We start from the raw sequence: 6,898 nt of genomic DNA, 5'->3' as shown, positions 1-6,898 counted from the left end.
ACGACCAATGACAAACAGCTGCCTTACTCTTTTCCCCTTCTTCTTTTGCTTTTAAAGCTACAGACTCAGCCCTTCTTTGTAAAGACTATTTTAGGACTCTTGCACATCCATTCAAAGATAGGATGACTTAATGCTTTTTCAGTCAGTTGAAAAGAACTAAGGCTCCATAGGTAAACAATGGGCGTGGGTGCTGTCTTCCCAACACTGGCATGGTTGATTGGTGCCTGTGGGTTTGCTGATAAGTTATTTTATGTTAAACGAAGCCGCTGAGGAATCAGAGAAGCTAGACCGTTCGACTACAATTCACTGCTCCCTTGGCTTGCCTCAAACAGCACATGCAGTTTTTGCTGCAGCAGCTCCTTGTCCGGTAGTTGGGTTCTGTACTCGGCTACCAAGGCCGGCGAAAGGTTCCTGCTCAGGGCGTACTCCACAACTTCAGTATCCTTGTCTTTACAGAGCAGGATACCAATACTGGGGTTCTCGTTTGTTTTCTTTACATCCCGATCCAAAGCCTCCAAGTAAAAGTTAAGCTGCCCCAAATGCTCCGGCTTGAACTTGTCCGCTTTCAGCTCAAAGGCAACAAGGCACTGCAGCCCTCTATGGTAAAATAGCAAATCAATATAAAAATCACTGTTGCCAACCTGCAGTCTATGCTCTTCTCCCACAAAAAGGAAATCCCTGCCCAGTTCCAGAATGAAGCTCCTCATCTGGGCTATCAGGGCTTTTTGAAGGGCACCCTCACTATGGGGCTCTGACAGGTTCAGGAACTCAAACACATAGCTGTCCTTGAAGACATTGACCACATCCTGGTCCAACCCTTTGATCGCCGGCGGCTGGCTCTGGTTTCCCAGCATCACCCTTTCGAACACGCCGCTGTTGATCTGCCTTTCCAGCTGCTTGACACTATACTTTTCCTGAAGGCAGAGGCGCAGATAAAACTCACGTTCCTCCTCCGTTCTGGCCCTTGACAGCAACACCAGGTGGTGAGTCCAGCTTACTTTGGCCAACTCACTGCCGCTTAGACTGCTCAATCCAGATTGTGTCATTGGCGATGACACAATTTGAGAACCCTGATCTTCGGTTGTTGGTGTTGTTTGTTCTGACGACGGCGCTAAGTGGCTTTTAGAGTAGGTGTCATAGAACTGCTTCATTCGGTACAGCCCCCTCCGATTAAAACCTTTCAGCTCCGGGTAGTATCTTTTTAAGTAGGCGGCAAGCTCATCAACCGTTTTCTCACCCCAACTGGTGGCGGCAATCCTCCTGCTGATGTACTCTCCCACCTGCCAATACAGATTAATCAGTTCTGTGTTAACAGCTTTCAAAGTATTGCTCCTGGCTTGCTGGATGAGCGTAGTGATTTCAGAGAATAGGTCCTGTGACATAGGAGGTATCTGGTAAAGTGAATGATTACAAAGGTATCACTTTAGCACTCCTGGTCAACCTACGGAGGGGTACATACCTGTGGTTGAAGATTAGATAGTTGTGAAGAAAAGCTTGCTGTCCCTATTTTACACAAGAGTTGTTATGGCACAAACTGCCCCAGTGGCTAGAATTGAAGGGGCGGGTTTTGGTATTTTCAGGGGGGTACGGGAATTGTCTGCAGGTCTATTTATATTGCTCCGGATATATAGTATATTCGGAAGTCCGGTTACGGTTATTTGTCAAAATCGACAGATAAGCCGAATAGGCTTCCGTGTATCACCTAGTTAGGGCCAAGGCATAAATAAAATAAATGAAAGTAAGTGAAATTTTCATGGACACAAACACATGTGTCTTTGCAGTAACAAATTCGGATAATGGCGACGAATTGGAGTGGAGTATTGAACCCACGGACTTCGTGCTTTTACCCGAAGAAGAAGATTCTTACATTGTAAAAGCAAAACAAATTTATCGCGACAGGTCAGTTGATTGCTTTCTTGCTATCATGACACCTGAAAGGATAGCAGAAACAGTAATAAAGCTAAATAAAGACGGTAATGTTGTTGCTGAAAGCATTTATGAACAGGAAAATTCAGTCATTCCAGCTGTAGCTTCCGATTGCTTTGGCGATTATACTCTATTTTATCCCAAAGAGAACCCACAAGTAGGGATTGATATACTTAAAAACGGACTTGACAAAGCGATTAATAAAAATGTAGTTGCCGAAGACCTGAGGTATATTTTAAGAGATGAGAACAGATTTGAAGAGTCAATAGAGGCGTTTAAGATAAGTGAAGAAGCTGGGCCATCATCTGAATACATTTACCTTGAGCTGTCAAGGCTGTATAAAAGATTAGGCCAGACCACAAAACAATTAGAATACGAGCAGAAGTTTAAAGAACACGGCGGCATAGAGTAAAAGAAAGCCCAGCCCCAAACAACTAAGGCTTCGTTGGGTACGGAGTGCCCACAATGAAGCCTTAGTTGCACCTAACCGGGCGACGCGTTATGGGTTTTAAGTCGGAAGATGCTTGCCTGCGCTACTTTTACTGTGGCTTTCTGGTAGCCGGCAGGCTCATCGGATGTGAGCCTGGAGAGGTATAAACAGGTGTTTTTACTGTTTTCCGGAAGAGGTTCTTCACTTATTTTACGGCTTTCCCTTTGCAACGGGCATGGCTGCGCCAGGCCACTTTCTTAAGTGGCTTTTTTTATAGTCCCTTCTCGTATTCCCTGTACTGCCTGCCTGTCCTGATGCCCTGCGGCGGTCCTCTCTTGGGCAGCACCTGGAGGGTGAGCATGGTCTCCTTTTTGCAGCAGGGGCACAGGAGCGGGTTGTACTCCTGCACTTGCCGCACCTTTACTTTCAGCCTCTTTTCCCCGGGCAGCTGCTCCATGATGGCAGGTATTGCCACTCCTTTGCTGGTGCCGCTCAGGATGCCGTAGTGGCGGATCCTGACAAAGCCCTTCGGCAGGATGTGCATAGCAAACCTGCGGATGAACTCCATTCCCTTAAGCCTCATCTCCAGCTTGCAGGCTCCCTGCCTGTAGTCCTTGTAGGAGAAGGTCACCGTCTTTCCGTCTGATTCCTTTATCCTGTGGTTGGAGATGGCAATTTTATGGGTGTAGCGGCCCAGGTACTCCACCACGCTTTCGGGCCCGGAGAAGGGGCGCTTGGCGTACACCACCCACTCTTTTTTGAACAGCGCGTTCACCAGCCCCTTGTCCACCTCCGGCAGCTTTTCCTTTAGTGCCTGCATGTACTTTGCCCTAAACACGCGGCTCATGGCCCTGACGGGGAAGAAGTACTTGCCCTTGCCGCGTGCGCTTTTCCACTTGTCCCGCTTTGTGAGCCCGCCTCCGGGCACGATGCAGTGCAGGTGGGGGATGCAAGGAGAGGGTCTGGCCCCAGGTGTGGAGCACGGCCACCATGCCAGGCCTTGCCCCCAGGTGCTTATTGTCGGTGGAGAAGGTGAGCAGCGTCTGCCAGGCGGCCTCGAAGAGGGTGTCGTAAACGACCTTGGGCCGGTGGAGGGCCAGCTGGTTTAAGGTGTCGGGCAGGGTGAAGACCACGTGGAAGTAAGGCACGGGCAAGAGCTCGTCCTCCCTGGCCTGTATCCACTCCTCCCGCTTGCGGCCCTGGCACTTGGGGCAGTGGCGGTTCCTACAGGAGTTGTAGCTGATGCGGACTGTGCCGCAGTCACTGCAGGCGTCCACGTGGCCTCCCATGGCCGTGGTGCGGCAGCGCATGATGGCACCTAAGGTGCGCAGCTGCCAGGAATTGATAGCGGTACAGGATTCCACCTGGGCCCAGTGCTGTTTAAGCACATCGGCCACCTCGTGTCGGTGGCGCACTAGCAATAGAGGGCGCCGCCTGCCTTTATGCCTGAGACAGTCTGTAGCGGAGGAAAACATGTGTGCCCAAAGCATGCAAAGGGAGGGGGCTACTAGAGGCAGTCATACCTGGAGGTGAGCCAGCCCAAGGCATCCTCTGTGCTGTAGAAGTTCCTCATCGGTATCAAAAGGTGCGCCTGTTTCGTCACCTCGTGGATGGGGCCTTCCCTAAGGGTGCTCCCTGTCACGACGCGCGCAATCTTCCGAAGCCGGGTCTCGGCCAGGCCCCGGGCGAACTTAAGGATAATCTCCTTGTACTCAGGCTCCGAAATGTCTACAACCCCTTTCCTGGTGTCTGCCAGGAGGTACTTTACGTCATACAGCTTTATAACCTCCACGACTTTGTCCAGCGTGTACACCGTTTCGCTCTTCATGTAATCGTGAACGTCAGGCCACTCCACCGACAGCACATCCCTGGCAGGGTCGTAGTCAAGCTTGATGACTGGATTCGGTATAACCATTAGCGTATAATTTAATTCGCTGCATATATAGCTAGACAAATAGAGAAAAAACTACTACACGCCTGTGCTTTACTTGAATAATATATCGTTGCGCCCTTATAGCGGTAGAAGCAGTGAGAGAGGCTCAGGTGAGACTTTGCCATTGCTTTGTAAAACAGGGAAAGCCACCCCGCATGAGGTGGCTTTCCCTGTTTCATAGTTTTATCCCGGCAATTCAAACACAAGCGGCTATCTGTTGGGGGTTACCCTTCGCTGCTGGCATCAGCCGTTGAAAAAGCAGGAGAGGCTCCTGCTAATGCAAGAAGCCTCTCCTTTTTTTCTAATGTTGCTTTATACTGAAGTGTACACGGCAGTGCCTTTCAATGGTTAGTCGAGGCCCTACCCTGTTTCTTTCACTTGTTTTAACGCAGCTACTTTTCCAGAGGTTGAGCGTATCCGCTTACCAGGCCAAATAATTTGATGATGAAGCTATTCGTGTTCCGTTATTACCCGCTCACCCAAATGGCCTCTGATACTCATGATTAGATGATGCTCCGCAGCTTGTCCTTTGTGAGCGGCTTTTGCAGAAACGCCGCCGCCTGACTCTTCGTTGCCCTATCCCTGTCATACCGGCTTTGGGAACTGCTGAGCAGCACAATCCTGGTGTCGGTGAGGTTCAGCTTAGCCAGTTCTTCCATGAACGTAAAGCCATTCATCTCCGGCATCTCAATGTCCAGCAGTATAAGCTGCGGAAGCCGCCCCTGCGCAGCAGCCTCCCTGATACGTGCCAGTCCCTCCACGCCATTGTGAGCCACCTGTGTATGCTCGTTTATCCCAATACTGTTAAGCACATGCTTTATCAGGAAGACAGCTGTGGTGTCGTCATCTATCACTAAAACTCTCTCAACCTGCTTCATTTCTTCCGGTGCGCTAAATTGTAAAATGTGTTTAGACAGTGATACGCATCTTTTCAGAATCTGGAGGAGCAAATGAACGCAACGGTAGCAGTGCAAGGTAATTACTGCTGCCCTTTCAAGAAGACCTTGAAGGTGGTGCCTTTGCCCAACGTGCTCTCCACTTCAATCTTCCCCCCCATGTCTTCCACCATTCTCTTCACGATATACAAGCCCAACCCGGTGCCCTCCACGTCCTTTCTCAACCTGGTGTGCCGCTCGAAAATAACCTGTTTCTTATCTTCCTCAATGCCTACCCCGTTGTCAATGACAGAGAGCAGGACGTAATCACCTGCCTTCACGGTTTTGATGTCTATCTCTGATTCTCTGTCTGGTGCTCTAAACTTGATAGCGTTGCTCAGCAGGTTGTAGATGATGCTTCTAACGTTCTTGCGTGAAAGGTTTATCTCGGTTTCATTTAATTCACACTTAATCTGCGCCTCTGTTTCATATACCCTGTCTTTCAGGGCAAGCTGGGCGTCCTCTATCATGTGCCCGAAGTTCACCCGCTCCGCCTCCCTGGCGAAATCTGTGTCACTTTCCCCTATGTCAGATAGTTCCGTGACCGTGTTGCGGAGGTTGTCCACAGAATGGCTCAGCAGGCTCAACAGCTGCTGCGTGTCTTCTTCACTGCCCGCTGTTTCCAACAACATGCTAAGCAGGCCCTCCATGTTGGAGAGAGGACCCTTTATATCGTGGGAAATGCTATAGATGACATTCTCATACCGCTTGTTCAGCTGCTCATACCCCCGCAGCACCTCTAATCGGGACGTGATGTCGACGAAGGTGATGATGACGCCATTGGTCCTGTTCTCTTTCCTGATAATGTAGGGGAGGATGTTCATCTGGTACCACCTTTCGTCGGTCGTCTGGATGTCTTTTTCCAGGCTCTTGCTGCTCTTTATCACCTCTTCGATGTTCTCGATGATGGTCGGGAAGCGGATGTTGCTGGACACCTCGTCTATGTGCCTGCCCACGTCAGCCGGGGATAGCCGAAAGTGCGTCATAGCGGGAGGCGTGAACTTGCGCAGTATCATGTCGGCATCGACAAAAAGCTGCGGTATAACGGTGTTGCTGAAATAGTTCTCCAACTCATCGTTCAGCTCTATCAGCTTGTTGTTGGCTTCTGTCTTTTTGGCTGGTTGCCCCATGAATAATAGCTCTGTTAAAATAGACTTAAAAGGTACGAAAGAAAGTAAATACAGCAATTCCACTGTTTTGGGTTCAATAGACGGTGCTTTTTTTCAGCTTTCAGATGAAGCGCCTAAGCTTTCGAAACTGCTTTGTTTTCAGGCAAGAAACCTGGTAAAGAAATCAAGATGCCCCTGTGTTCTTAGTGAGCGGGTTTCTTTACCATAGATACTAGGTTGAGCAGGACAAGACACGGCTATGGCCACAGAAGGTGAAAACACAGCCCCTGGATTATAAGCGGGTGCAGCTGAAGGTGACGTTTGAGTAGGCATCTGCCAAGTCAGGCACACTGTTAAGAATAAGCTTAACTATCTGTAACTTTAACCTTTGAGACAGTTACGCTTACAAAGCACAAAACTTTAGGGGTGAGCTTGTAGTATAGTACTCCCTGTTTGTAGGACCACCAAGCACTGTTTTTAAGTTGATTTTTCCCTAAGTCCTCTCCCAATCAGGCCGCCTGCTGTTTGTATACCTCCACCGGAATCTGTCTCCCTATCCCCTGAT

General features: G+C 49.5%; 5 protein-coding genes and 1 pseudogene. 1 reads left to right on the top strand and 5 read right to left on the bottom strand.

Annotated features, from left to right (window positions below; all coding sequences use genetic code 11):
* Positions 1–296 precede the first annotated feature (296 nt).
* The gene (locus E1919_RS26595) at positions 297–1,382 is read right to left on the bottom strand and encodes a PDDEXK nuclease domain-containing protein (protein WP_162056436.1); all 1,086 of its coding nucleotides are present in this window, start codon (positions 1,380–1,382) and stop codon (positions 297–299) included.
* Between the two features lie 350 nt (positions 1,383–1,732).
* Between E1919_RS26595 and E1919_RS26590 the strand changes: the two genes are divergently transcribed.
* Positions 1,733–2,338: a tetratricopeptide repeat protein gene (locus E1919_RS26590; protein ID WP_162056435.1), complete on the top strand. Its 606-nt coding sequence runs from the start codon at positions 1,733–1,735 to the stop codon at positions 2,336–2,338.
* Positions 2,339–2,627: 289 nt separating this feature from the next.
* Here the strand turns inward: E1919_RS26590 and E1919_RS27830 are convergent.
* The 4 genes and pseudogenes from E1919_RS27830 to E1919_RS26570 all read right to left on the bottom strand — a co-directional run bounded on the left by E1919_RS27830 (position 2,628) and on the right by E1919_RS26570 (position 6,354).
* A pseudogene (locus E1919_RS27830) lies at positions 2,628–3,771 on the bottom strand (IS91 family transposase).
* Between the two features lie 92 nt (positions 3,772–3,863).
* Positions 3,864–4,271: a hypothetical protein gene (locus E1919_RS26580; protein ID WP_162056434.1), complete on the bottom strand. Its 408-nt coding sequence runs from the start codon at positions 4,269–4,271 to the stop codon at positions 3,864–3,866.
* Positions 4,272–4,792: 521 nt separating this feature from the next.
* Positions 4,793–5,167: a response regulator gene (locus E1919_RS26575; RefSeq protein WP_162056433.1), complete on the bottom strand. Its 375-nt coding sequence runs from the start codon at positions 5,165–5,167 to the stop codon at positions 4,793–4,795.
* Positions 5,168–5,268: 101 nt separating this feature from the next.
* Positions 5,269–6,354 carry a sensor histidine kinase gene (locus E1919_RS26570; protein ID WP_162056432.1) on the bottom strand — a complete coding sequence of 362 codons (1,086 nt, stop codon included), beginning with the start codon at positions 6,352–6,354 and terminating at the stop codon, positions 5,269–5,271.
* Between the last annotated feature and the right edge of the window lie 544 nt (positions 6,355–6,898).

This window comes from Pontibacter pamirensis (genome assembly GCF_010015475.1).
GTDB classification, from domain to species: domain Bacteria; phylum Bacteroidota; class Bacteroidia; order Cytophagales; family Hymenobacteraceae; genus Pontibacter; species Pontibacter pamirensis.
The sequence above is the reverse complement of the archived record's forward strand: the minus strand, read 5'-3'. Positions and strand labels throughout refer to the sequence as shown.